Source organism: Micromonospora craniellae, from assembly GCF_014764405.1.
GTDB classification, from domain to species: Bacteria; Actinomycetota; Actinomycetes; order Mycobacteriales; family Micromonosporaceae; genus Micromonospora; species Micromonospora craniellae.
Map to the genome: position 1 here is coordinate 3,897,667 of NZ_CP061725.1, position 24,446 is coordinate 3,922,112.

The 24,446-nt window shown below is 71.8% G+C and carries 24 protein-coding genes; 13 read left to right on the forward strand and 11 right to left on the reverse strand.

The genetic code is table 11. The features are described from left to right. The first annotated feature begins 10 nt into the window (after positions 1 to 10). The 3 genes from fahA (at position 11) to ID554_RS17530 (ending at position 2,996) form a co-directional block, all read left to right on the forward strand. A complete protein-coding gene (fahA, locus tag ID554_RS17520) occupies positions 11 to 1,207 on the forward strand; it encodes a fumarylacetoacetase (RefSeq protein ID WP_117229050.1) in 1,197 nt (398 codons plus the stop codon). A gap of 173 nt (positions 1,208 to 1,380) precedes the next feature. After that, positions 1,381 to 1,590: a DUF397 domain-containing protein gene (locus tag ID554_RS17525; RefSeq protein ID WP_117229147.1), complete on the forward strand. Its 210-nt coding sequence runs from the start codon at positions 1,381 to 1,383 to the stop codon at positions 1,588 to 1,590. 161 nt (positions 1,591 to 1,751) lie between these two features. After that, positions 1,752 to 2,996 (forward strand): outer membrane protein assembly factor BamB family protein, encoded by a 1,245-nt coding sequence (locus tag ID554_RS17530; RefSeq protein WP_117229051.1) that lies wholly within the window; start codon positions 1,752 to 1,754, stop codon positions 2,994 to 2,996. Between the two features lie 117 nt (positions 2,997 to 3,113). On the opposite strand, the gene hisC is transcribed toward ID554_RS17530, so the two are convergent. From hisC to hppD, 4 genes are read right to left on the reverse strand one after another with little or no spacing between them, the layout of a single operon-like run. Beyond that, the gene (gene hisC, locus ID554_RS17535) at positions 3,114 to 4,214 is read right to left on the reverse strand and encodes a histidinol-phosphate transaminase (protein WP_117229052.1); all 1,101 of its coding nucleotides are present in this window, start codon (positions 4,212 to 4,214) and stop codon (positions 3,114 to 3,116) included. Further along, positions 4,211 to 5,212 carry an RDD family protein gene (locus ID554_RS17540; protein WP_117229053.1) on the reverse strand — a complete coding sequence of 334 codons (1,002 nt, stop codon included), beginning with the start codon at positions 5,210 to 5,212 and terminating at the stop codon, positions 4,211 to 4,213. Before ID554_RS17540 ends, hisC begins: the two co-directional genes overlap by 4 nt. A gap of 22 nt (positions 5,213 to 5,234) precedes the next feature. Further along, positions 5,235 to 5,945: an RDD family protein gene (locus ID554_RS17545; protein ID WP_117229054.1), complete on the reverse strand. Its 711-nt coding sequence runs from the start codon at positions 5,943 to 5,945 to the stop codon at positions 5,235 to 5,237. An 11-nt stretch (positions 5,946 to 5,956) separates the two neighbouring features. Beyond that, positions 5,957 to 7,162: a 4-hydroxyphenylpyruvate dioxygenase gene (gene hppD / locus ID554_RS17550; RefSeq protein ID WP_117229055.1), complete on the reverse strand. Its 1,206-nt coding sequence runs from the start codon at positions 7,160 to 7,162 to the stop codon at positions 5,957 to 5,959. A 139-nt stretch (positions 7,163 to 7,301) separates the two neighbouring features. Between hppD and ID554_RS17555 the strand changes: the two genes are divergently transcribed. Then, positions 7,302 to 7,787: an Lrp/AsnC family transcriptional regulator gene (locus tag ID554_RS17555; protein WP_117229056.1), complete on the forward strand. Its 486-nt coding sequence runs from the start codon at positions 7,302 to 7,304 to the stop codon at positions 7,785 to 7,787. Positions 7,788 to 7,925: 138 nt separating this feature from the next. Here the strand turns inward: ID554_RS17555 and ID554_RS17560 are convergent, their stop codons facing one another. Beyond that, a complete protein-coding gene (locus tag ID554_RS17560; protein WP_117229057.1) occupies positions 7,926 to 8,912 on the reverse strand; it encodes an ArsR/SmtB family transcription factor in 987 nt (328 codons plus the stop codon). A 66-nt stretch (positions 8,913 to 8,978) separates the two neighbouring features. Between ID554_RS17560 and ID554_RS17565 the strand changes: the two genes are divergently transcribed. From ID554_RS17565 to ID554_RS17575, 3 genes are all read left to right on the forward strand, one after another. Next, positions 8,979 to 10,253 carry an MFS transporter gene (locus ID554_RS17565; protein ID WP_117229058.1) on the forward strand — a complete coding sequence of 425 codons (1,275 nt, stop codon included), beginning with the start codon at positions 8,979 to 8,981 and terminating at the stop codon, positions 10,251 to 10,253. Between the two features lie 173 nt (positions 10,254 to 10,426). Continuing rightward, positions 10,427 to 11,860, forward strand: coding sequence for an outer membrane protein assembly factor BamB family protein (locus ID554_RS17570; RefSeq protein WP_117229148.1), 1,434 nt, complete (start codon positions 10,427 to 10,429; stop codon positions 11,858 to 11,860). A gap of 250 nt (positions 11,861 to 12,110) precedes the next feature. Next, complete coding sequence (locus tag ID554_RS17575; RefSeq protein ID WP_117229059.1) at positions 12,111 to 13,793, forward strand: fumarate hydratase; 1,683 nt, start codon at positions 12,111 to 12,113, stop codon at positions 13,791 to 13,793. A gap of 338 nt (positions 13,794 to 14,131) precedes the next feature. Here ID554_RS17575 and ID554_RS17580 read toward each other — a convergent pair whose 3' ends face one another. Continuing rightward, positions 14,132 to 14,386, reverse strand: coding sequence for a hypothetical protein (locus ID554_RS17580; RefSeq protein ID WP_117229060.1), 255 nt, complete (start codon positions 14,384 to 14,386; stop codon positions 14,132 to 14,134). A 161-nt stretch (positions 14,387 to 14,547) separates the two neighbouring features. Between ID554_RS17580 and ID554_RS17585 the strand changes: the two genes are divergently transcribed. Both ID554_RS17585 and ID554_RS17590 read left to right on the forward strand, forming a co-directional pair. Further along, complete coding sequence (locus ID554_RS17585) at positions 14,548 to 14,739, forward strand: helix-turn-helix transcriptional regulator (protein ID WP_191088569.1); 192 nt, start codon at positions 14,548 to 14,550, stop codon at positions 14,737 to 14,739. A gap of 786 nt (positions 14,740 to 15,525) precedes the next feature. Next, complete coding sequence (locus ID554_RS17590; RefSeq protein ID WP_191088570.1) at positions 15,526 to 16,935, forward strand: class II fumarate hydratase; 1,410 nt, start codon at positions 15,526 to 15,528, stop codon at positions 16,933 to 16,935. A gap of 40 nt (positions 16,936 to 16,975) precedes the next feature. Here the strand turns inward: ID554_RS17590 and ID554_RS17595 are convergent, their stop codons facing one another. Both ID554_RS17595 and ID554_RS17600 read right to left on the reverse strand, forming a co-directional pair. Further along, positions 16,976 to 17,293, reverse strand: coding sequence for a hypothetical protein (locus ID554_RS17595; RefSeq protein ID WP_223884129.1), 318 nt, complete (start codon positions 17,291 to 17,293; stop codon positions 16,976 to 16,978). Beyond that, positions 17,290 to 17,583: a hypothetical protein gene (locus tag ID554_RS17600; RefSeq protein ID WP_147333500.1), complete on the reverse strand. Its 294-nt coding sequence runs from the start codon at positions 17,581 to 17,583 to the stop codon at positions 17,290 to 17,292. The genes ID554_RS17595 and ID554_RS17600 overlap by 4 nt, the downstream gene beginning before the upstream one ends. 259 nt (positions 17,584 to 17,842) lie before the next feature. Here ID554_RS17600 and ID554_RS17605 point away from each other — a divergent pair, with 259 nt between their 5' ends. Together ID554_RS17605 and ID554_RS17610 are read left to right on the forward strand one after the other, a co-directional pair. Continuing rightward, positions 17,843 to 18,655, forward strand: coding sequence for a helix-turn-helix domain-containing protein (locus tag ID554_RS17605; RefSeq protein WP_117229062.1), 813 nt, complete (start codon positions 17,843 to 17,845; stop codon positions 18,653 to 18,655). Beyond that, a complete protein-coding gene (locus ID554_RS17610) occupies positions 18,646 to 18,828 on the forward strand; it encodes a DUF397 domain-containing protein (RefSeq protein WP_117229063.1) in 183 nt (60 codons plus the stop codon). Before ID554_RS17605 ends, ID554_RS17610 begins: the two co-directional genes overlap by 10 nt. Before the next feature lie 441 nt (positions 18,829 to 19,269). On the opposite strand, the gene ID554_RS17615 is transcribed toward ID554_RS17610, so the two are convergent. Further along, positions 19,270 to 19,815: a CGNR zinc finger domain-containing protein gene (locus ID554_RS17615; protein ID WP_117229064.1), complete on the reverse strand. Its 546-nt coding sequence runs from the start codon at positions 19,813 to 19,815 to the stop codon at positions 19,270 to 19,272. An 84-nt stretch (positions 19,816 to 19,899) separates the two neighbouring features. On the opposite strand from ID554_RS17615, the gene ID554_RS17620 reads away from it, so the two are divergent. Together ID554_RS17620 and ID554_RS17625 are read left to right on the forward strand one after the other, a co-directional pair. Then, positions 19,900 to 20,862 (forward strand): EamA family transporter, encoded by a 963-nt coding sequence (locus tag ID554_RS17620; RefSeq protein WP_117229065.1) that lies wholly within the window; start codon positions 19,900 to 19,902, stop codon positions 20,860 to 20,862. Between the two features lie 155 nt (positions 20,863 to 21,017). Then, the gene (locus ID554_RS17625; RefSeq protein WP_117229152.1) at positions 21,018 to 22,694 is read left to right on the forward strand and encodes a S8 family serine peptidase; all 1,677 of its coding nucleotides are present in this window, start codon (positions 21,018 to 21,020) and stop codon (positions 22,692 to 22,694) included. A gap of 83 nt (positions 22,695 to 22,777) precedes the next feature. On the opposite strand, the gene ID554_RS17630 is transcribed toward ID554_RS17625, so the two are convergent. Together ID554_RS17630 and ID554_RS17635 are read right to left on the reverse strand one after the other, a co-directional pair. Continuing rightward, on the reverse strand, positions 22,778 to 23,638 hold the full coding sequence (locus tag ID554_RS17630; RefSeq protein WP_117229066.1) for a hypothetical protein: 861 nt from the start codon (positions 23,636 to 23,638) through the stop codon (positions 22,778 to 22,780). Between the two features lie 121 nt (positions 23,639 to 23,759). Then, positions 23,760 to 24,440, reverse strand: a complete 681-nt coding sequence (locus ID554_RS17635; protein WP_223884130.1) for an IclR family transcriptional regulator — start codon at positions 24,438 to 24,440, stop codon at positions 23,760 to 23,762. Positions 24,441 to 24,446: the final 6 nt, after the last annotated feature.

Here is a 24,446-nt window from a genome sequence, read left to right on the forward strand (position 1 = left end):
GAGGGTCGGCGTGAGCTGGGTGGCGGGTGTCGAGGGATCCGGGTACGGGGTGCACCACCTGCCGTACGGGGTGTTCCGGGTGGGCTCCGGCGAGCCCCGGATCGGCGTACGCGTCGGGGACCTCGTGCTGGACATGGCGGGCGCGGAGGAGGCCGGTCTGGTGCTGGCCGGCGGCGCACTGCGGCAGCCTACGCTCAACGCGTTCCTGGCGCTGGGACGCCCGCAGTGGACCGCCTCGCGGCAGCGGATCACCGAACTGCTCACCGACGAGGCGCACCGCGCGGCGGTGGAACCGCTGCTGGTGCCGCTGGCCGAGGTGCGGATGGAACTGCCCTTCGAGGTGGCCGACTACGTCGACTTCTACTCCTCGGAGCACCACGCCTCGAACGTCGGGTCGATCTTCCGGCCGGGCCAGCCGCCGCTGCTGCCGAACTGGAAGCACCTGCCGATCGGCTACCACGGCCGGGCCGGCACGGTGGTGGTCTCCGGCACCCCGGTGGTGCGCCCGCACGGTCAGCGGCCCGGTCCGCAGGGGCCGGTCTACGGCCCGTCCGTGCGCCTGGACATCGAGGCCGAGGTCGGGTTCGTGGTCGGCGTATCGAGCCCGCTCGGCCGGCGGGTGGCCGCCGCCGACTTCGCCGACCACGTCTTCGGGGTGGTGCTGGTGAACGACTGGTCCGCCCGCGACATCCAGGCATGGGAGTACCAGCCGCTCGGGCCCTTCCTCGGCAAGTCGTTCGCCACCTCGGTGGCCGCGTGGATCACTCCGCTGGACGCGCTGCGACACGCCTTCGTCCCCGCCCCGGAGCAGGACCCGCCGGTGGTCGACTACCTGCGCGAGGAGCCCCACCTGGGACTGGACCTGCGGCTGACCGTGTACTGGAACGGCGAGGCGGTCAGTGAGCCGCCGTTCGCCGGCATGTACTGGACGCCGGCCCAGCAACTGGCGCATCTGACCGTCAACGGCGCCTCGCTGCGCACCGGCGACCTGTACGCCTCCGGCACCGTCTCCGGCCCGCACCGGGACCAGGTCGGTTCGTTCCTGGAACTCACCTGGGGCGGCACCGAGCCGGTCGTGGTGGGCGGGGCGAAGCGTACCTTCCTCGCCGACGGCGACACGGTGACCGTCACCGCGACCGCCCCCGGACCGGACGGCAGCACCATCGAGTTGGGTGAGGTCACCGGCACGGTGACGCCGGCGAACTGACTCCAACCCGACAGAATATCCCTTGATCGCACTCGATGTGCGATCAAGGACCGTCACCGACTTCGTTGATGCCCTCGGAATTGCGTCGCCACGACGCGCCGGGCCGGCCGGTGCCCCCCGTTCCGGTCGGCCCGGCCCCGGCTGGCGACCCGTCACAAAGCGAGGAGATGACGATGCGCGAACTCGTGGGCGCGGTCTGGCGCACCAGCAGCCGCTCGAACGACCAGGGTCTTTGTGTGGAGGTGGCCGACAACCTGGCCCGTGTCCACGGTGTGGTGGGCATACGCGACTCCAAGGACCAGGCCGGGCCGGTCCTGGTGGTCAGCCCGCCGGGCTGGACGTCGTTCGTCGGCGCGATCCGGGCCGGGCACTTCACCCGCTGACACCGCAGGCCGTGTTCCGCGAGGGCCGTCACGCTCTCGGGGGACACGGCCGTTTCCCGTGGCGCGGCGGCCCCGTACCGGTGGGCGTGACGCCCGCACCGTCGGGGCCGTGCCCCGGTGCACTCAGCCCGGCTGGATAGGGTGCCGGTCGGAGGTGCGGGATGGGGTTGACGACGGGTCGGCGGCGGATCGTGGCGGTGGTGTCCGCCGCTGTCATGGTCGCGGTCACCGCGATCACCGCGTACCGCGTACTCGCCCCGGCCGAGGTCAGCACGACCGCGCGGGGCGAGTACCCGGCCGCCGCCGACCGGGAGGCCGGGGTGGTGGGTCGGCTGCCAGTGGCGCCGCTGATCGTCGACGGCCGCCTCCGGGTGTACGCGGCACAGCGCCAGGTGTACGCCGACGGGCCGGTGGACGCCCGCCACCGGGGTACGCCGTACTGGTCGTTCCGGCGGTGGCCCGCCGAGGTGAGCGGGGTCGTGGCCGACGGGACCACGGTGGTCAGCCACTGGTCGGACGGGAAGCTGGTGGCGCTGGACGCGCGTACCGGACAGGTGGCCTGGCAGGTCGACGGCCCGGTGCCCGCCGAGGGCTGGACCGCGCGCCGCACCGGCGCCGGTGCGGTCTGGAGCCCGGCGGGGCTCTTCCACGCCGGCGACTCGCCTGCGTTGGTGGTGTCCGGGCCGGAGCGCCTCGCCGCCTTCGCGTTCGACGACGGTCGGCAACTCTGGTCGACGGAGGTGGATGGCCGTTGCCGGACCGATGTGGGCACCACCTCGACCGGTTGGTTCGCCGTGGTGGACCGGTGCGGAGGTCCGGTGGTGGTCGAGTTCCGTGACGTGCGCACCGGCACGCCGGTGGACCGCTGGCAGCCGCCGGGTGCCGCCGCCGAGTGGCGCGTCACACCGGTCGGTTGCGTCACCGAGGGCGTGCGCTGCGGCGGCCTGCGCGTCACCGGCCCGGGCGACGACGGGGGACGAGGCTGGCTGCTGGTCGCCGGCGGCCCGGTGGCCGCGGCCGCACTCGACCCGACCGGCGCCGAACTGAACGGGGAGTGGGTCGTCCGGGCAGCGGGCGGCGTGGTCACCGGACGATCCGCCCGCGACGGGGAGGAGATCTGGCGGCGTGCCGACCTCGGGCCGGTCCGGATCGTGGCCACCCAGACCGGCCGGGTGCACCTGATCACCGAGACGAACGCCCTGATCACCGTCGACCCGGCCACCGGCGCCGAGCGGTCCCGCTTCGTGCTGAACGTGGGCGCCGACGGGGTCGGCTGGGCGCCCGGGGCGGCGTACGCGAGCGGCGGCTACCTGGCGCTGGAACGGCTCCGGCGCCCGCCCGCTCCGGACGCCGACGACCAGCGCTACTTCCTCACCTCGGAACCGCTGGTGCTGGCGGCGACCTGAGCGGTCGGGGCGCGACTGCTGTTCTTGGGCAAATCGGACAAAAGATGCGTATGCTCTCAGTGGGCTTCCGGGCCGGTCCGCTGGGGGATGGCGGATCGGCCCGGCACCGCTCGTGGCTCAGCGCAGGGCGGACTCGGCGGCGGCCAGGAAGGCGTCGTTCTCCTCCGGCGTGCCGACGGTGACGCGTACCCCGTCACCGGAGAACGGCCGGACGATCACGCCCCGCGACTCGCACGCCCTGCCGAACGCCAGCGACCGGTCGCCCAACGGCAGCCAGACGAAGTTCGCCTGGCTGGTGGGCACGTCCGGGACGAGCTTGCGCAGCGCCTCGGTGACCCGGTCCCGCTCGGCCACCACCAGCGCGCACCGCCGCTGCACCTCGTCGGCCTGGGCCAACGCGGCCAGCGCGCCCGCCTGCGCTGCCATGCTCGTGGAGAACGGCGTGACGACCTTGCGTACCGCCGCCGCCACCAGGGGCTGCGCGACGAGGAAGCCGATCCGCAGGCCGGCCAGGCCCCACGCCTTGGACAGGGTGCGTAGCACCGCCACGTTCGGCCGGTCGGCGTAGGTCAGCCCGTCCGGCACCTCAGGGTCCGTGACGAACTCCCGGTACGCCTCGTCGATGACCACCAGCACGTCGTCCGGTACCGCGTCCAGGAAGCGGTCCAGCTCGGCGCGGCGGATCGCGGTGCCGGTCGGGTTGTTCGGGTTGCAGACCAGGATCATCCGCGTCCGGTCGGTCACCGCCGTGGCCATCGCGGACAGGTCGTGCCCGTGCGCGGCCTCGTTCGGCACCTGCACGCTGGTCGCGCCGCTGGTCGCCGCGATGATCGGGTACGCCTCGAAGGAGCGCCACGAGTAGACCAGCTCGTCACCGGGCAGGCAGGTGGTCCGGACCAGGTGCTCGGCCAGCGCCACCGAGCCGCAGCCGGTCGCGATCCGGTCCGGGTCCACGTCGTACCGGTCGGCCAGGGCCTGACGCAGCGCGACGACACCCATGTCCGGGTAGCGGTGTACACCGGCCACCGCCTCGGCGACCGCCTCCACGACCCCGGGGAGCGGGCCGTACGGCACCTCGTTGCTGGCCAGCTTGATGGCCTCCGGCAGACCCAGCTCGCGGGCCAGGTCGGCCGGGCTGCGGCCGGGTACGTAGTTGGGCAGCGCGTCCAGGTCGGCGCGGGTCAACCGGGGTGCCGGCTGCCGTCCGGTGTCGGTCATGGGGTGTCTCCCGGTGTGTCGGCACGGTCGTCAGGGGTGCGGGGAAGCCGGACCACCACGGTCTGCGCCCGCTTGTCGTGCAGCGCCTGCCGTAGCGGGTGGTCGAAGAGCGGCGAGAGCGAGTCGATCAACTGGAGCAGCAGGCCGAGGCCGCAGCAGTACCAGAGCAGGGTGGGCAGCCCGAGCGTGTTCCACCGGCGCAGGGCCCGGCCGAAGCCCAGCGGCGCGTCCGCCTCGACCGGCACCGCCTTCACCCGCAGCAGCCGCTTGCCGAAGGTCTGCCCGCCGGCTGCCATCGACGGCACCTCGTACGCCAACCACAGTGCGGTGGCGAGCAGCAGGATCACCACCACCAGCGAGCCGGCCTGGTCACCTGCCGGGGGCAGCGGGTCGGTGGTGGTGTCCTGCGCCTCCACCCGCCGCCAGAACTCGTTCAGCGGGGTGGCGTACTCCTGGGCCAGCCGATAGACGAAGAAGCCGTTGACGAACACGTTGAGCACGAAGACGATGCCGAAGTCGATCAGCCGGGCGGCGAACCGGGCACCGAACGAGGCCAGCGGCAGCCCGTGCGGCCGAGGCGGAGGCGGCTGGCCGGGCCAGGTCGGGTACGGCCAGCCCGGAGGCGGCCCCGAGCCGGGCGGCCAGCCCGCCTGCTGCCCACCGGCACCGGGCCAGCCGGACTGGTCCGGTTGCTGTCCGGGGTGACCGCCGGGCCCCGGTGTGCCGCCGAACTGGCCCGGCTGTTGTCCGGGGTGGCCGGGCTGTCCCGGCCAGGTGGTCGCCGGACCGGGCTCGGAGGGTGTGCCGGCCGGTGCGGCGGGGCCGGCGGCCGGGGTCGCCGGCTCGGGCTCCGGCGTGGGCTCGGGCTCGGGCGGGGGTGGGCCCTCGGGCGGGGTGGCGTCCACCGGAATGGGCGTGCCGATCCAACCCTCACCATCCCAGTACCGGCGGGTCTCGGGGTCGGCGGGGTCGACGTACCAACCGGGTGCCACGCTCACGTCGCGGCCTCGCTGCGCTCGTTCACCTCGCCACCTTAACGACGACGGTCCCGGCGAACTTGTCGTGGAGGCACTGCTGCCAGGGCTTGTCCCACAACTGCCAGAGCCCGTCGATGTAGCTGCCACCCGGCACGAGGGACCCACCGACGAACTGCACGAGGTACCGCCTGCCGGCCACCCGACGGTCCAGCACGCGGGTCGGGTCGAGCGTCACCACCCGCAGCTTCATCACCCGCTTGCCGACGGTCTGCCCACCCTGCCTGATCAGGTACTCCACGTGGTAGACCCAGTACAGCCCGAACATCACCACGAAGAGACCGGCCTGAAGCAGCAGCATCGGCAGCACGAAGTCGGTGAACACGGTTCCCGCGTCCGGCTCGACGAGAGTGCCGTCCGGGTTCGTCCGGGTGATCGTGCGCATCATCTGGAACCAGACCAGGAGGAAGGCCGGCACGAACAGCACCATCACCACCGCGGTCGCGATCGCCACGTCGATCAGGTATGCGACCAGCCGGTCACCGAAGACGGCCAGCGGCTGCCCGCCGGGCCCGAGTACCGGCGGCACCGTACCCGGTGCCCAGCCGGGCGGCGGCTGTTGCCTGGGTGGACCCGACCAGCCCGCGCCCGGCGGACCGGGCCAGTCGGGCGGCGGCGGTTGGCCCGGCGGCGCGAACTGTGGCGGGACCGGATGCGGGTGGCCGAGGGGCGGCGGGTGCACGGGAGGCTGGGTCACGCTGGACAGTGTTACAGGTTGCCGCGCTTCTCCTGCTCCCGCTCGATCGCCTCGAAGAGCGCCTTGAAGTTGCCCTTGCCGAAACCGAGGGAGCCGTGCCGCTCGATCAGCTCGAAGAAGACGGTCGGCCGGTCCTGCACCGGCTTGGTGAAGATCTGCAACAGGTAGCCGTCCTCGTCCCGGTCGACCAGGATCTTCCGGGCCTTCAGCTCTTCGATCGGCACCCGTACCTTGCCGATCCGGGCCCGCAGCTCCGGGTCGTCGTAGTACGAGTCCGGGGTCTCCAGGAAGTCGACCCCGGCGGCGCGCATCGCGTCGACACTGGCCAGGATGTCGTTGGTGGCGACGGCGATGTGCTGCGCGCCCGGGCCCTGATAGAACTCCAGGTACTCGTCGATCTGCGACTTCTTCCGGGCGATCGCCGGCTCGTTGAGCGGGAACTTCACCTTGCGGGTGCCGTTCGCGACGACCTTGCTCATCAACGCCGAGTAGTCGGTGGCGATGTCGTCGCCGACGAACTCCGCCATGTTGGTGAAGCCCATCACCCGCCGGTAGAACTCCACCCACTCGTCCATCCGGCCCAGCTCCACGTTGCCGACCACGTGGTCGACCGCCTGGAAGAACCGCTTGGGCTGCACCCCGGCGTCGATCATCGGCTGCCGGTCCACGATCGGCTTGCGGGCGACGAAACCGGGCAGGAACGGGCCGGAGTAACGGGACCGGTCCACCAGGGTGTGCCGGGTGTCCCCGTAGGTGGCGATGGCGGCCAGCCGTACGGTGCCGTGCTCGTCGGTCACGTCGTGCGGCTCGGCCAGCCCGGTGGCACCCTGCGCGGTGGCGTGCGCGTACGCGGCGTCCACGTCCGGGACCTCCAGCGCGATGTCGGAGACACCGTCGCTGTGCCGGGCGACGTGCTCGGCGCCGGTGGCGTCCGGCCGCACCGCCCCGGTGAGCACGAACCGGGCCGAGCCGCTGGTCAACACGTACTCGGCGTGGTCGCGGTGGCCCTGCTCCGGGCCTCGGTACGCCACGCAGGTCATGCCGAACGCGGTGGAGTAGTAGTGCGCGGCCTGCTTGGCGTTGCCGGCCAGGAAGCGCACGTGGTCCATGCCCTTGACCGGGAACGGGTCCTTGCTGGTGTCATGGTCGACGGTGCCGACGAGGGCGTCGACGTCGACCTCCTCGGTCGACTGGGGTCGGTCGATAGCCTGGGTCATGGTGGCCTCCCTTGCGTACCGGCCGGCCTGGTGGGCCGACAGGGTCGTCTGCTGCTGCGAGCATCGCGGTGACGGGGCTAACTGGGCAACCCTCTCCTGTTCGGCTGGTCAGGTTGCGCAAACGGTATGGTGTTCACGCATGAACCCTGGACAGGTTGTACAGCTCGACGCGTTGGACGCCAGACTGATCGAGTTGCTCGCGGAGGAACCCCGGATCGGCGTACTGGAGTGCTCCCGCCGACTCCAGGTCGCCCGGGGCACCGTCCAGGCCCGGCTGGACAAGCTGGTCGGCCGTGGGGTGATCGCCGGTTTCGGACCGGACCTCGGGCCCGCCGCCCTCGGCTTCACGGTGACCAGCTTCGTCACGCTGGAGATCAGTCAGCGGCTCGGGCACGACCCGGTGACCCGTCACCTCGCGGCGATCCCCGAGGTGCTGGAGGCGCACACCATCACCGGCTCGGGCGATGTGCTCTGCCGGATCGTGGCCCGGTCGAACACCGACCTCCAACGGGTGATCGACCAGATCGTGGCGTACGAGGGGATCACGCGGGCCTCGACGATCATCGCCCTCGCCGAGCAGATTCCCTACCGCGTCCTCCCGCTGGTCCGCTCCGCCGTCGCATGAAGCCGTCGTACGGCGGTTTCTAGCGCCGCGCCGGGGGTTGCTGTGTAAGGAGGGGTCCCCTGCTAACGCCTGGTGCATAGCAGGGGACCCCTCCTAACATCCGGGCCGGGCGCGGCGGGCGCGGCGGCGCGGGGAGCGTCAGCGTTCGGCCAGGGCGTCGCCGAGCGGGGTGCGTCGGTAGCGGACGGCGCGGCCGGAACGGACCCGGCTGACCAGGCCCGCCTCGCGCAGCACGGTCAGGTGGTCACCGACCCCACCCAGGCTCAGCCCGAGTTGGGCGACGAGCTGACTGGTGGTGGCGGGCAGCGCGAGCGCCCGCAGCACCGCTGCCCGGGACCGCCCGACCAGGCGGTCCAGCACGTCGTCCGGGCGGCTGGGGTCGGGCGGCCCGAGCAGCTCCGCCGCACCGTACGCCGGGTAGACGATCGCGAACGGCCAGGGCGGTTCGAGGTACTTGATCAGGATGCCGAATACGGTGGGGACGAAGAGCAGCCCCCGACCGGCGAGCGAGTACGTCACCTGGTGCGGGTCGTCGACCTCGATGGTGCCCACGTCGCCGGGCACCCAGCGCATCCGTGGGTCCAGGTCCGCGACCGCCGCACCCCAGCCGTACGCGAGCAGCCGACCGGCCCGGTGCAGCAGGTCGCGTTCCAGCACCGCCCGCAGCCGGGGCCAGTCCGGCTGTACGAGTGTCGTCCAGGCCGCCTCGATGGCGTCCGCGAGCAGGTCCACCACGTGCGGTGAGCGATAGATCCGGCGCGCGTACTCCGGTGGTGTGGTGTGCGGGGCGGTGAGGTTGCGGGCCAGCTCGTCGCGGGCCTGGGCGAGCGGGGTGGCCCGGACCATCGCCAGCTCGTCGGCGAAGTCCTGGGCGGTGTCCGCCGGCGGCGGATGGATGAAGTCGGCGTTGTAGCCGCCCCTGCGCATCAGCGCCAGCAGCGCCCCCACCGTCGGCAGTTCGTGCCGGAGCCGCTCGTACACCGGCCGTTGGCGGGCCACCCAGGGCGTGAGTCCGGGGGCGCTGTTCAGCCCGGCCAGCAGCCGCAGCGCGGAGACCGTCTCACCCAACGGCGAGATGGCGAACCGGCTCGCCGCCAGGTCGGCCGGGGTCACCTCGATACGCATCCCACGACCTTTCGTTCCCTGGCGAAAGGATAGAGCCCACCGGGCCGGACCACGAAGCTGGCCGGCGTGAACAGCACCAGTACCACCGCAGATCAGGGGGCTGCCGACCGGCCGGCGACGTTTCGGGACGTCTTCGCCGTCGCCGAGTTCCGGGTGATCTTCGCCAGCTTCGGCGTATTCATGATCGGCGAGACGGTGAAGATGCTCGCCCTGTCCGTGCTGGTCTACGAGCGCACCGGATCCGGCCTGCTGGCCGCCCTGGCGTACGTGACCGGCTTCCTGCCGCACGCCCTGGGCGGGGTGTTCCTGCTGGCGCTGGCCGACCGCTGGCCGGCCCGGGCGATGATGGTCGGGTACGACCTGCTGCGGATGGCCATGGTGGCGGTGCTCGCCGTCGGGGCGATGTCCCCGTCGGCCATGCTCGTCCTGGTTGCGGTGGTGGCCCTGTTCGGCCCGGTCAGCAACGCCGCCCGCACCGCGCTGCTGCCCGAGGTGCTGCACGGCGACGCGTACGTGCTGGGCCGCTCGCTGCTCTCGGTCGCCTCCGGTGGGACCCAGGTGGCCGGGTTCGCGGTCGGCGGTCTGCTGCTCGGCCTGGTCGGGCCGTACGGTGCGCTCTGGTTGACCGCGGTGACCTGCGGTCTCTCGGCACTGCTGGTGCGGGTCGGGCTCACCCGACGACCGGCCCGCATCCATTACGCCCCGACCACCGACAAGCCGGCGCGCGGTGCGATTCGCGAGACCCTGCGGGTCAACCGGACCCTGCTCGCCGACCGGCGGATCCGGGGACTGCTGCTGGCCCAGTGGTTGCCCGGCTCACTGCTGGTGGGCGCAGAGGGGGTGGCCGTGCCGTACGCGGCCGATCTGGGGCCGGGGGCCAGCGCGGGCGTACTGCTGATGGCCGGCGCGGGCGGCATGCTCGTCGGTGACCTGCTGGTGGGACGGTTCGTGGCGCCGGCCCGGCGGGAACGGTGGACGCCCTGGCTCGCGCTGCTGCTCGGCGTACCGATGCTCGCGTTCGTGGCCCGGCCGTCGCTGGTGCCGGCGGCGGCCCTGTTCGCGGTGGCCACCGCGGGCTTCGCCTATCAGCTCGGGCTGGCCCGGCGGTTCCTCGACGCGGTCCCCGAGGGTCGGCGAGGGCAGGCGTTCGGGCTGGTCAGCACCGGTATGATGGCGATGCAGGGGTTGGCTGCGGCGGGCGCGGGCGCGCTCAGCGAGGTGCTCGCGCCGGGCATCGTGATGGCGCTGGCCGGTGCCGCCTCGGCGACGGCGACGCTGATCCTGTGGCCGGTGCTCGCCCCGGCCGTCCGACCTCGCCGTTCCGCGCCCGTCGCCGGCTGACCCGCCGACCGCTGCGCGGTGTGCCCCGCCGGTCACCGCAGGCGGTTAGCCGGTCGCCGCGCGCGGTTAGGAAGGGACCCTTTTACCACCGGAGGCGTTAGCAAGGGTCCCTTCCTTTCACGACACGCGGGGTGGTGCGGGCGGTGCGGGGCGCGGGTGGCTACCGTGATCCGGTGGCGAAGGGCAGCGGGCTCGGCGTACGTGGCTGGCTGCTGCTCGGACTGGCCACGGTGGTGGCGCTCGCCGCGACCGGCGTCTGGAACCCGTTCCCCACCGTGTGGGACTTTGTGAACCGGCGTCAGCCGATCTCCTCCCCGGACGTGGTCTGGCAGCAACGCATCGGCGGCACCCCGCGCAGCGTCACGATCGCCGGCGAGGCGGTGATCGTCGAGCAGCGCACCCGCGTCGAGGCCCGCAGCCTGGCCGCCGGCTCCCAACTCTGGGAACGCAAGGCCGACTGGAGCGCGGTGGCGGGCGTCGGCCCGGAGTCCGTGGTCGCCGTGGGCAAACTGCTGGTCAAGGGGTACGAGGTCCTCGACCCGAGCACCGGCGTGACGCGCCGACGCGACGGCGACGCGGTGGCGGTGTGGACGTACCGGAACATGCTGCTCGACGCCCGGTGCGTGGAGGCCACCGACTGCACGCTGAGCGCCTGGGACCCGCGCGGCGCCGCCCCGATCTGGACGGCGTTCCTTCCCGGGGTCAGCGCGGGCCTGCTCGCCGACAACCCGAACCTGCTGGACACCCGTCGACTCGGCACCAACCGTATCCACGAGGAGGTGGCCGGCCCGGAGTCGGTGCCGCCGCTGCTCGGGTTCCCGGTCGACGGCCGGGTGCACGTGGTCGACACCGCCACCGGCCGGGTGCTCCAGAACGTGGAGCCCGGCCGGGACGAGCGGCTGGCCGTGATCGGTGGGCGCCTGCTGCACATCGCCGCCCGCTCGCAGGACGGCAACTGTTACTTCGCCATCACCGGCCGCGATCCGGCCACCGGCCAGGAGGCGTGGCGGCGGTCCGGGATCAACCTGCGGACCGCCGACAGCGCGGGCTGCGTGCAGCGGGAGGACCCGTACGGCGCCCGCAACGTGCTGATCGGGGTCGCGCCCGACGGCCGGGAGACGGTTCTCGACGGCTACGACGGGCGGCTGCTGCTAATGGCCGCCGAGGGGGAGCGGGTGCTGGCCGTCGACGACCGGTACGGCGTGGTGCGTACCGCCGACGGGGACACCGTCTCCGGCCGGGAACTCGGCACCGACCGGACCCGGTGGAACCGGCCCACCGGGGAGAAGACGGGCGCCGCGCTGACCCCGTACGCGGCCGTGCTCACGGATGAGAAGCCGAACCGCCTGGTGGCGCTCGACCCGCGTACCGGCCGGAAACTGGCCGTGTTGCGGACCTCCGCCAACGCCCTCGCGGTCGGCCCCGCCGGCATGGTGATCGGGGAGGGCCGTGAGATCGGGTACGTCCGGTTCGGCGCCACGGGCGATCCGGCGCGCGACGGTAACGGGGGAGTGCCGGATCCCGCCGGCACCGGGCAGGTGCCGCAGCCCCAGGAGAGTTGCGGCCCCAAGAACGAACTCTGCGCCGCCCCCGATCCCGGCAAGTGAGCCGGTCACCGGGGCGGATGAGTGCGACGACCCACCACCCCACCCGGCGGGTGGGACTGATCGGCCCTTCTGCCCTAGGCTTTGCCGTCATGAGCGAGCGCCAGCGAGCGAATCATCAACTCAGTGCGGTGATGGCCTCATGGCGGCGCGGAGCGAAGCGGAGTGTCGGCATGAGCGAGCGCCAGCGAGCGAATCATCAGCGCAGTGCGGCGGTGCCTCATGGGGGCGCGGAGCGGAGCGGAGTGCCGTCATGAGCAGTGCCGCTGACTTCTCGTACGCCCCCCTGCTGCCGACCGGCCCCGACCAGACGGAGTACCGCCTGATCACCGACGAGGGCGTCGACGTCGTCAACGGTCCCGGCGGTCGGCGGTTCCTCACCGTGGATCCGGCGGCGCTGACCGCGTTGACCGCCGAGGCGATGCACGACATCGCGCACTTCCTGCGTCCGGCGCACCTGGCTCAGCTGCGGTCGATCATCGACGACCCGCAGGCCTCGCCGAACGACCGGTTCGTGGCGCTCGACCTGCTGCGCAACGCCAACATCGCGGCCGGCGGGGTGCTGCCGATGTGCCAGGACACCGGCACCGCGATCGTGATGGGCAAGCGCGGCCGGCACGTGCTCACCGACGGCAGTGACGCCGAGGCGATCTCGCGTGGCGTGTGGCAGGCGTACACACGGTTGAACCTGCGCTACTCCCAGCTCGCCCCGCTCACCATGTGGGAGGAGCGCAACACCGGCAGCAACCTGCCGGCGCAGGTGGAGCTGTATGCGGAGGACCCGGACGGTCACCCGGACGCGTACAAGTTCCTGTTCATGGCCAAGGGGGGCGGCTCGGCCAACAAGTCGTACCTCTATCAGGAGACGAAGGCGCTGCTGAACCCGACGCGGATGATGCAGTTCCTGGACGAGAAGCTGCGGCTCATCGGCACCTCGGCCTGCCCGCCGTACCACCTGGCGGTGGTGATCGGCGGCACCAGCGCCGAGTACGCCCTCAAGACCGCCAAGTACGCCAGCGCCAAGTACCTCGACGCGTTGCCCACCTCCGGCTCGATGACCGCCCACGGCTTCCGGGACCTGGAGTTGGAAGCCGAGGTGTTGGAGTTGACCCGCAACTTCGGCATCGGCGCGCAGTTCGGTGGGCGGTACTTCTGCCACGACGTGCGAGTGGTGCGGCTGCCTCGGCACGGCGCGTCCTGCCCGGTGGCGATCGCGGTGTCCTGCTCGGCGGACCGCCAGGCGGTCGCGAAGATCACCCCGTCGGGTGTCTGGCTGGAGCGACTCGAAACCGACCCGGCCCGCTACCTGCCCGAGGTCACCGAGGCGCAGTTGGACGCCACCGAGGTGGTCCGCGTCGATCTGAACCGCCCGATGGACGAGATCCGCGCCGAGCTGTCGAAGTACCCGGTGAAGACGCGTCTGTCGCTGACCGGCCCGCTGGTCGTGGCCCGCGACATCGCGCACGCGAAGATCGCCGAGCGGCTGGACGCGGGCGAGTCGATGCCGCAGTACCTCCGCGACCATGCCGTCTACTACGCCGGTCCGGCGAAGACCCCGGAGGGTTACGCCTCGGGCTCGTTCGGCCCGACCACGGCCGGGCGGATGGACGCGTACGTGGAAAAGTTCCAGGCGGCCGGCGGCTCGATGGTGATGCTCGCCAAGGGCAACCGGTCGAACCAGGTGACCCGCTCCTGTGAACAGCACGGCGGGTTCTATCTCGGGTCGATCGGTGGCCCGGCGGCCCGGCTCGCCCAGGACTGCATCAAGCACGTCGAGGTCCTGGAGTACGCGGAGCTCGGCATGGAGGCGGTCTGGAAGATCGAGGTGGAGGACTTCCCGGCCTTCATCGTGGTCGACGACAAGGGCAACGACTTCTTCGCCGAAGTGACAAGTCCTAAGAGTTACCTAACGATCGGGGGTCGCTCGGCCTCCTGAACTGCGGAAACGACAGAACCCCCGGCCGGAGAATCGGCCGGGGGTTCCGCGTACCGGGAGCTGTTCGGGTCAGCCCCGGCGGTCAGAGGGGGTCTTGCTCCTCGGGGTCGTAGGCGTTCCAGAGCTGATGAGTGTTCGAGAAGATCCGCAACGCCTCCACGTCCTCCGGCTCGGGCATCAGGAGGAGCACGTCCTGATCACCCCGCCGCGTGATCCGCCAGCGTTGCTCCGGCGGGACCACCAACTCCAGCCCCGGGCCGCTCCCGGTGTCCAGCCACGCGATGACCGGTTGCCCTCGGGGGCATCGGTGACGACCACGCGCACCGCCGGTAGCTGGATCACCTCCACCCCCTCCCGCTCGAACCGGTGGGGTCGACCCGGGCCAGCACGGCCGCCCGCTCCCGCCGGGACAGCGCCGGAGTGTGCGCCCACATGGTCAGCAGACGTTCGGCGGTGGGCCGGTCGGTGGCCTCGAACGCCCGGAGCGCGTTCTCCGCACGGTCGATGACCGGGCTCTTGCCGGGCTGGTAGAGCGCCATCAGCCGGGCGGGTGCGAGTTCGTCCGGTGGGGCCGGGTCGGGGAAACTGTTCACGGTCGGACCTCCCGTGTCCGATCAAGGTCCCCGGGGAGCGTCGCCACGCGAACCGGGGACCGTCTGGTGTCGTGACCTACCACGCTCCCCTACGAACCTTGCAGCCGTCAATAGTGACAGTTTCACTACTGCCAGATGGGCGGATGCATAGCCTCCCGGTCATGGAGCTGGTGGCGCTCGGGGACGTCGCGGACATGCTGGGTGGCGTGTCGCGGACCCGCGCGACCCAGATCACGAACCGGCCGACCTTCCCCGAACCGATCGGCGTGGTGAGCGGCCGGACGCGGGTATGGCGCAAAGCCGATGTCGAAGCGTGGATCAGGGAGCACCGACCCCACCAGGCAGACGACTAGCCCGGGGAGCGGGGACCGGGGGGAGCGGTTCAGCCCTCCGCCCCCCCGTGCACGTACCACGCGGGTCACGCGCGCCACACGCAAAGACCTTCCCCCATGTGCGTAGGGGGTGGGAGTCCCCCCGGTCCCCGCGGCACCGGGCGAGCGTGGCAGCGCCCAGCCGCTCCAGGATCGCCTCGGCCGCTTCCTCCTCGGCCTCGCGCCCGAGACGTACGCGTTGAACGTCGCGGTTCAACAACGGCATGAAGAGCAAGTGCGGCAGCCAGAGCAATGCCCCGGGCCGCTTGCTAGCAGAGGCGACATCCGGGGCTTACGCCGTGCACTCTACCTGAGGACGACGGGCAGGGTGATTGTGGTGGCCGCTCTGCCGAGTGGAGCCACGTGGCCGAACTACCTCTCCTTTGCTGCCGAGATCGCGGGTCTCAGCAAGGGGCAGGTCGTTGCGAAGCTGGTAGTGGACGCGCGTTCTCGCGTCAGGTCACCACTACCGGAGCGCGGCGACCGCGAGGAGCCGAAGGCCGTACGGGTCTACGCCGACTACGCCGGCCATCGCACCTATGCCTCTCGCGATGCCACCCGGCAACACCCGGGCGTCCAGCCACCTCACCAGCATCGGCAACCTGGGACACTTCTTTATCAGTGAACGAGCCCTTCGCAGCGCCCAACTACCCGGCATCGTGGCCGATCCCGCGACCGGGCGAAGCTACCCCCGTCCCAGCAAGTGGATCTAGCTGGGCTTTCGGTTTCTGCCGTGGCTCGCTGCGACCGGCCGGTTAGCGGGGCAGGATGGTATGCGTGACGACTCCAGAGGCGATGGGCTACCGGATCGAACGCGACTCGATGGGCGAGGTGGAGGTGCCCGCCGAGGCGCTCTGGCGGGCCCAGACGCAGCGGGCGGTGCAGAACTTCCCGATCTCGGGCCGGGGGATCGAGCCGGCGCAGATCCGGGCACTCGCGCAGATCAAGGGCGCGGCGGCCGAGGTCAACGGTGATCTGGGCGTGATCGACGCGAACGTGGCCGCAGCGATCGCCGCCGCCGCCGCGCACGTGGCCGACGGCGGGTACGACGACCAGTTCCCGGTCGACGTGTTCCAGACCGGCTCCGGCACGTCGTCCAATATGAACACGAACGAGGTGATCGCCACGCTCGCCGGGCGGGAGTTGGGCGGCAGCGTCCATCCCAACGACGACGTGAACGCCTCACAGTCCAGCAACGACGTCTTCCCCTCCTCGATCCACCTGGCGGCCACCGAGGCCGTCGTACGGGACCTGCTGCCGGCGCTGGACCACCTGGCCACCGCGCTGGAGGCGAAGGCGTCGGAGTTCGAGACCGTGGTCAAGGCCGGGCGTACCCACCTGATGGACGCCACGCCGGTGACCCTCGGGCAGGAGTTCGGCGGGTACGCCGCCCAGATCCGCTACGGCCTGGAGCGCGTGGAGGGCGTGCTGCCCCGGCTGGCCGAGCTGCCGCTGGGCGGAACGGCGGTGGGCACCGGCATCAACACGCCGCTCGGGTTCGCCGCTCGCGTGATCGAGAAGCTGCGTGACTCGACCGGGCTGCCGGTGAGTGAGGCGCGCAACCACTTCGAGGCGCAGGGCGCCCGCGACGCGCTGGTGGAGACCTCGGGCCAGTTGCGTACCGTCGCGGTGGGGCTTTACAAGATCGCCAACGACATCCGCTGGATGGGCTCCGGCCCTCGCGCCGGCCTGCGCGAGCTGCGCATCCCCGACCTCCAGCCGGGCTCGTCGATCATGCCCGGCAAGGTCAACCCGGTGGTCTGCGAGGCGGTCCGGCAGGTCTGCGCACAGGTGATCGGCAACGACGCCACGGTGGCCTTCGCCGGCTCGCAGGGCGATTTCGAACTGAACGTCATGCTGCCGGTGATGGGCCGCAACCTCCTGGAGTCGATCCGGCTGATCGCCGCGTCGAGCCGCCTGCTCGCCGACCGCTGCGTGGTCGGCCTGGTCGCGGACGCCGAGGTCTGTCTGTCGTACGCCGAGGGCTCACCGTCGATCGTGACCCCGCTCAACCGCCACCTCGGGTACGACGAGGCCGCCTCGATCGCCAAGGAGGCGCTGGAGAAGCAGGTCTCCATCCGGGAGGTGGTGATCTCGCGTGGCCACGTCGACTCCGGCAAACTCAGCGAGACCCAGTTGGACGAGGCGCTCGACCTGCTCCGGATGACCCACCCCTGAGCGTGGACCCCTGCGGGTGCGCCGGTCACGGGCCGGGGTGTCACGGGTCGGGCTGGTCACGGTCGGGCTGACCGCGCGGCACCCAGGCGAGGAAGCGGGCGAAGAGTGCCGCCGGAGTCGGTCCGTCGTCCGGGTTCAGGCGGTGCAGGTCGGCGGTGGCGTCGTACAGCACCGCACACAGATAGACACTGAGCGCGACGCGGTCATGGGCGTACTCGGCGACGAGGGCGAGCCGCGCGGTGGCGCAGGGCCAGGGTGCGGCGCAGGCCCGGCACAGCCACAGCGGACGCAACGCCAGGTGCGGACGGGCCGGCGTGACCGGGGTGACCGGCGTGGCCGGCACCGACGGGCCGGTCACCAGTGGCCGCCGTTGGCCCGCCAGGACTGTGCCGGCGTGAGCCAGCCGGCCCTGCCGACCTGCGGGTTCGCCACGGTGGCCCGGGCCCACGAGGGACGGTTCGGAGGCGACGCGGCGGTCGGCTCGGTCGGCACCGGGGAGTGCCGGTCCGGGCAGGTGCGCCAGCGCAGGCCACAGGAGCAGTAGCGGCGCAGCCCACGCCAGACCCGACGGTGCCGAGGTGCGAGGGGGATTGGGCGCTGATTGCGGCGGGTGCTGCGGAACCAGGTCGGTCGGGCGGGTCGGGACATGGCACGGGTGTCCTTTCGAGCTGAGTCGCATATGCCATCGCCCCCGGCAGTGGGACCGCCCGGCCGGGGGAGCGAGCGGTCCCACCTCGACGTTTCGTGCTCGGGGGATGAGCGGCGAACGTCGGTCTTCACAGTCTGCTGACGACCCCACTACGGTCGGAAGGGCTAGGCCGTGTTGTCCGAGGCCCGCTGCGATGGCTGGGCTCGCCGGTGGCGGGGCGCTGGAGTCGATCGACCGGTTCCTGGAGGGTGGCTGGAGATGACGGGCGGGCAGATGACAGCGGCGACGTTCCTGGTCGCGGAGCTGCGTCGGGCGCGGATGCGACGCGGCTGGAGCCAGGAGGACCTGGCCAAGGCGGTCAACTACTCGGCGTCGATGGTCAGTGCGGTGGAGTTGGGGCAACAGCCGCCCACCCCGAAGTACCTGGAACAGTTCGACAAGGCCCTCGACACGGGCGGCCTCTACGGCCGGATGCTCACCGACCTCGTCGCCCTCGACAAAGCCCAGGTCTGGCTACGCGGGGCACAGACGATCGTCGGGCAGGCGGCAAAGCTCCGGTGGTACGAGCCGCTGTATGTTCCCGGTCTGCTGCAAACCGAGGCTTACGCTCGCGCCGTCTTCGAGGCTGGTGGTCTGCTGGATCCAGACGAAGTGGAGCGCAGGCTGACGGAGCGGATGGAGAACCAGACGGTTCTGTCCGGGGACCACTCGCCCCACCTGATCGTGATCATCGACGAGGCTGCGATCCGGCGGTGTGTCGGCGACCGGAAGATCGTCTCCGAGCAGGTCTCGCATCTTGCTGACATTGCCGGCGAACACCCCCGCATCCGGGTGCACGTGGTTCCGCAAGCGGCGGCGGAGTACCCCGGCCTGGGAGGGCCCTTCCTACTCGCGAGCGGGAGGGACGGCACCGAGGTGGCCTTTCTTGGTAGCCATATCGGAGGCCAGGAGCTGGATCGGTCGGAGGATCTCGATCTTCTCAGGCAGGTGTGGGAGGTTTGCCTTGGCGAGGCGTATACGCCCCGCCAGACGATCGAGCTGTTGAGGGAAGTGGCCGAGGCATGGAGCTGACCGGAGCCCACTGGCGCACGAGCAGTCGGAGCGCGCAGTCCAACGACTGTGTCGAGGTGGCGTTGAACGTTCGCGGGGTGGTCGGGGTGCGGGACAGCAAGGATCCGGCGGGACCGGTGTTGGCCTTCGACCCGTACTCCTGGCGGGTCTTCGTCGCCGCGCCGCCGCGCTGATGTGATCGCCTGACCCGGAGGTGGGTAGCTTTCTTGTCGCCCAGGCGACAAGAAAGCTACCCACCTCCGGTGCTTTCACCGACGGTGTTCGACCTGGGGGGGACGACCGGTCGTCGCGGAGGGCGAGACATGCTGTCCCGTCGGCTCCGTGTGCCTCGGGACGCCATGAACATGCTCGATCCAGGATCGAGTGGTCATCGCGGACGGCCGATGCCACTCGATCCTGGATCGAGCGTGACCTTGGCGGAGACACCGACCCCGCGTGGCCTTGGGCAGGACCTCGACCTGAGCGTGGCCTTGGGGCAGGACCTCGACCTGAGCGTGGCCTTGGGGCAGGACCTCGACCCTGAACGTGATCTTGGCCCAAGACCTTGCCCCTGAGCGTGGCCGGACGGGGCGACGGGCAGCTCGGCGCGATGAACGGTTCGGCGCCGGGTCAGGTCAGGAGCGGGCGGCGGCCTTGCGGGCACGGTAGGCGCTGACGGCGGCCCGGTTGCCGCAACCCGCCTCGCAGAACCGGCGGGACCGGTTCTTCGACAGGTCGACGAGTACGTTGTCGCAGTCGGGGTGGTCGCAGGTCCGCAGTCGGCGTAGCTCGCCGCCGCGCACCACGTCGGCGATCGCCATCGCCGCCTCGACCGCCATCCGGGTGGCCAGCGGGGCGTCGCGGGGGACGGCGTGCAGGTGGTACGGCTCGTCGTCGTGCGTGATGAGCTGCGGCAGCGCGCGGTGCTCGCGGAGCAGCCCGTTGACGATCTTGACGATCTCGTCGACGTCGGCGGACCAGAGCCGTCGCAGTCGGGTGCGCAGCGCGCGTACCGCGCGGAGTTCGGCCTCGCTGTGCTCGTGCCGGCCGCTGTAGGAGTGGGTGACGTAGAACGCGTCCAGGGCGGCGACGTCGGGCAGCTTGTCGCCGTCCCGCCCGTCGGTGTTGACCAGCGCGGCGGCGGCAGTCAACGAACATTCGGTGTCATGGGCGAAAAGCAACTTGACTCCTGTCGTGGCCCCGCTTTAGCGTCATCGGTGTAAGCCTAGTTTGCCCATGGCGGGCGACCGTGCCAAGGAGAGTCGATGCGTCATTCCCCCGTCGCGGGGGCCGGGCTCGCCCTGGCCCTGCTCTCCGCGGTCACGTTCGCCACCTCCGGCACCTTCGCCCGTTCGTTGATCAATGATGGCTGGTCCGCCGAGGCGGTCGTCGTCGCCCGGGTCGGCATCGCGGCTCTGGTGCTGGCCGGGCCGGCTCTGCTGGTGCTGCGGGGCCGGTGGGCGGTGCTGCGCCGCAACATCGCCTCGATCGGTGTCTTCGGGCTGCTCGGGGTGGCGCTCGCCCAGGTGTGCTTCTTCAACGCGGTCCGTTACCTGCCGGTCGGGGTCGCGCTGCTGCTGGAGTACCTCGGCATCATCCTCGTGGTCGGATGGGCCTGGCTGGTCCAGGGGCAGCGCCCCCGCCGGCTGACCGTGGCCGGCTCGGCGGCTGCCCTCGCCGGCCTCTTCTTCGTGCTCGATCTCACCGGAGCCGGGCGGCTCGACCCGATCGGGGTGCTCTGGGGGTTGGGCGCGGCGGTCGGGCTGGCCGGCTACTTCGTACTGGCCGGCCGGGTCGACGCCGCACTGCCGTCGGTGGTCATGGCCAGCGGCGGGATGGCCGTCGGTGCCGGTGCACTGCTGCTGCTCGGCCTGCTCGGCGCGCTACCGCTGCGGGCCAGCTTCGGCACGGTCGAGTTTGCCGGGCAGGAGACGAGCTGGCTGGTGCCGATCGTCGGCCTCGCGCTGGTGGCGGCGGTGGTCGCGTACCTGGCCGGGATCGCCGCGGCCCGCGTCCTGGGTGCCCGGATGGCCTCCTTCGTCGGGCTCACCGAGGTGATGTTCGCGGTGCTGATCGCCTGGCTGGTGCTGGGTGAACTGCCGACGGTCGTGCAACTGATGGGCGGCGCCTTGATCGTCGCCGGGGTGGCCCTGGTCCGCCTCGACGAACTGCGCGCACCCGTCGCCACGGAGCAGACGAAGGTGGCGGAACCAGCCCCCACGTCGTGAGACGCGACAGTGTCCACGCTTGCGGAGTTGCCTGCCGTCCTGGTCGGCCTTTCCGGCGAAGCGGATCTTCCTCCGCGTATGCGACGCCGCTCTGGCGAAACGTCATGCGTTGATGTCTGATGACGCCACGTCCCTCAACGAGAGGATTCGATGTGGTGAGCAAGCGCTTCACCGTCGGTGTCGTCGCGACCGCGGCGGCACTGGCACTCACGGTGACGGGTTTGGGTGTGCCGGCCAGCGCCGAGCCGACGACCGTCCGAACGTTCACCGTGGTCGCGGAGGACGGGTTCTCCGCCGACGCGGCCCTCGCCGCGATCCGGTCGGCCGGCGGGACCGTGGTGTCCCGCACCGACGAGGTCGGCGTGTTCCAGGTGACCAGTGACCGGGCCGACTTCGCGACGAAGGCGACTGCTGCCGCCGCGCTGATCGGCGCCGCCGAGCAGAAGGCGATCGGCCGCAAACCCAAGCTGGACCGGGTCGAGCAGGAGCACCTGCTGGCCGTGGCCGCCGCGAAGGGTGCCGGCAAGCAGCGGGGCAAGAAGCTGGACCCGCTCGACGACAAGCTCTGGGGCCTGGAGATGATCCGGGCCGACAAGGCACGCAAGATCGAGCCCGGCGACCGTCGGGTGACCGTCGGCGTGCTGGACACCGGCGTGGATGCCGCCCACCCGGACATCGCGCCGAACTTCAACTGGGCGCTGTCGCGCAACTTCGCCCCGGACATTCCCGAGATCGACGGGGAGTGCGAGGTGGCGAGCTGCCTCGACCCGGTCGGCACCGACGACGGCGGGCACGGTACGCACGTCGCCGGCACCATCGGCGCCGCCGCCAACGGCTTCGGCCTCTCCGGTGTCGCCCCGAAGGTCTCCCTGGTCAACCTCAAGGGCGGCCAGGACTCCGGGTACTTCTTCCTGAACCCGGTGGTCAACGCGCTGCTGCACGCTGGCCGGTCGGGCCTGGACGTGGTGAACATGTCGTTCTATGTCGACCCGTGGCTCTATAACTGCACGGCCAACCCGGCCGACTCCCCGGAGGCGCAGGCGGCGCAGCGGGCCACCATCCGCGCCATGAAGCGGGCCCTGACCTATGCCCACAACCGGGGCGTGACCCTGGTCGGTGCGCTCGGCAACAACCACGAGGATCTGGGTGCCCCCCGGACCGACGTGTCCAGCCCGAACTACGGTGACGTCGCGCCGTACCCCCGGGAGATCGACAACGACAGCTGCTGGGACCTGCCCGCCGAGGGGCCACACGTGATCAGCGTGTCCTCGGTCGGCCCGTCCGGCAAGAAGGCCGACTACTCCAACTACGGCACCGAGCAGACGGCGGTGGCCGCACCGGGTGGGTGGTTCCGCGACGGCTTCGGGACCGACACATTCCGCACCGACGCCAACATGATCCTCTCCACCTATCCCAAGAAGGTGCTCCAGGAGGAGGGGGCGGTCGACGAGGCCGGCAACATCGTGCCGGGCGCCGAGACCTTCGTGTTCAGGGAGTGCAAGGCCAACGGGCAGTGCGGCTACTACACGTACCTCCAGGGCACCTCGATGGCCGCGCCGCACGCCTCCGGCGTGGCCGCGCTCATCGTGAGCCGGTACGGCAAGCCGCAGGGCCGGGGCGGCTTCGGCCTGGCCCCGAACCTGGTCGAGAAGCACCTGCTCCGCACCGCCACCGAACGGGCCTGCCCCGAGCCTCGGTTGCAGACCTACACCAACGAGGGGCGGCCGGCCGAGTTCGACGCCTACTGCGACGGTTCGGTCGACTTCAACGGCTTCTACGGGCACGGCATCATCGACGCGTACGCGGCGGTGACCGCCCCGCTGCGCCGGTGACCGGATAGGACACCCGCCCCCCACGGGCGAACAGACGGCCCGGCCGGGTTGCCCCCGGCCGGGCCGTCCCCCGTTCTGCTCCGTCACCGGCGGTCACCGTCGAGAAGCACGCTGCCGATCTCGCGGGCGACCGCAGGGAGGTCCTGGTGCAGGCGTCGGCCGGTGACGTGCCGCACCAGCCAGCCCGCGCCGGCCAGCGGATAGAGTCGCTGCCCGTCGAACTCCACCGCCACGCGCTGCTCCGGCCAGGCCAGCCCGGGCCGCAGCACCGCGCCGCCGGGCAGGGTCACCGGATGGTGGGCGACCGGGCGGGGCAGCCCGGCCAGCACCAGCCCGACCCGCAGCCGCGACTCGTCGGGAGACTGTGCCGCCGGGTCGGCCAGGCCGAACACCCAGCGCGCCCGGCGCCCGCCGGGACGGTCGTCGTTGACGGCCGCCACCTCGTCCAGCGCCGCCCGGGTGGTCAGCCCCCGGCCCAGCAGCGCGTCCACGATGCCGACCGAGCGGCTCGGCTCCAGCCACACCGCGCTCTCCCAGGCGGCCCGTGCGGTGTCGGTGTGCGGTGGGGTGCCCTTGATCGTCAGCCCGGCCAGCGACTGCGGGGGCTCGGTGTGCACCTGGAGCCCGCGCTGACTGCGCAGCCCGGCCCGGGGCGGCACCAGGACGTGGACGGCCTGGTCGAAGTCGGCGGCGTGCCCGATGCCGTGCAGGTAGGCCGCGGAGGGCCCGGCGACGGCCGCCCCGGCGGGCAGTTGCAGGGCCGCCGCGCGGCAGGCCAGGGTGTGGTCGCGGTCGAGCCGGGCGTCGGCGTAGACGTCGTGCCGCAGTCGGACCCAGGCGGAGTTGCGGAGTTGGTGGGCGGTGAGCAGACCTCGGCGGACGACGTCCGACCCGCGGAAGACCTGCCACGCCAGGGCGTCCGGTGGCTGTGTGCGAACTGGCATGACAGCAGCCTGCGGTCCGGCTCACCGGCCGGGCGACCCCTGTGGACAACCGCGACGACGACCGGAACGGCCGCCTGTGGACAACCCCCGCCGAGGGCGCGCGTTGTGGTATGCGGCCGGGTCAGCTCAGTGCGGTGGCGATCGCGGTGGCGGCGGCGAGCACCTGCGCACCGACCGCCTCGGCGTCCAGCGGAGCGAGGGCGACGACCCCCACGCTGGCCTCCAGACCCGGCACGCCGAGCACCGGCGCGGCCACCCCGTACGCGCCGGGTTGCAGCTCACCGGCGGTGCTCACCGGGCCGACGGCGCCGGTCCGCCCGGCGAGGATGGCCTGCCCGGCGGCACCCCGCTCCAGCGGGTGCCGGGCCCCCGTCCGGTACGCCACGTGGAACGACGTCCAACTCGGCTCGACCACCGCCAACGCCACCCCCTCGCCGCCCTCGACCACGGTCAGGTGGGCGGTGGCCCCGGCCTGCTCGGCCAGCCGGCGCAGCGCGGGCAGTGCCCCTTCGGCGAGCAATGGTTGGGCCCGCCGGGCCAGGTGCAGCACACCGGCACCGAGGCGGAGCCGACCGGCGGCGTCCCGGCGGAGCATGCCGTGCCCGGCCAGCGGGCCGATCAACCGGTAGACGGCCGCCCGGCCGATGCCCAGCCGGGTCGCCGCCTCGGTGACCGTCAGCCCGCCGGGCGCGTCCGCGACCAGGTGCAGCAGCCGCAGGCCCCGGTCCAGCGTCTGCGACGTCTCCCCACCGGGTACGGCGGGTGACGGCGGATCGATGTCGGGCGTCGCTGCGGAGTCCACGACCAG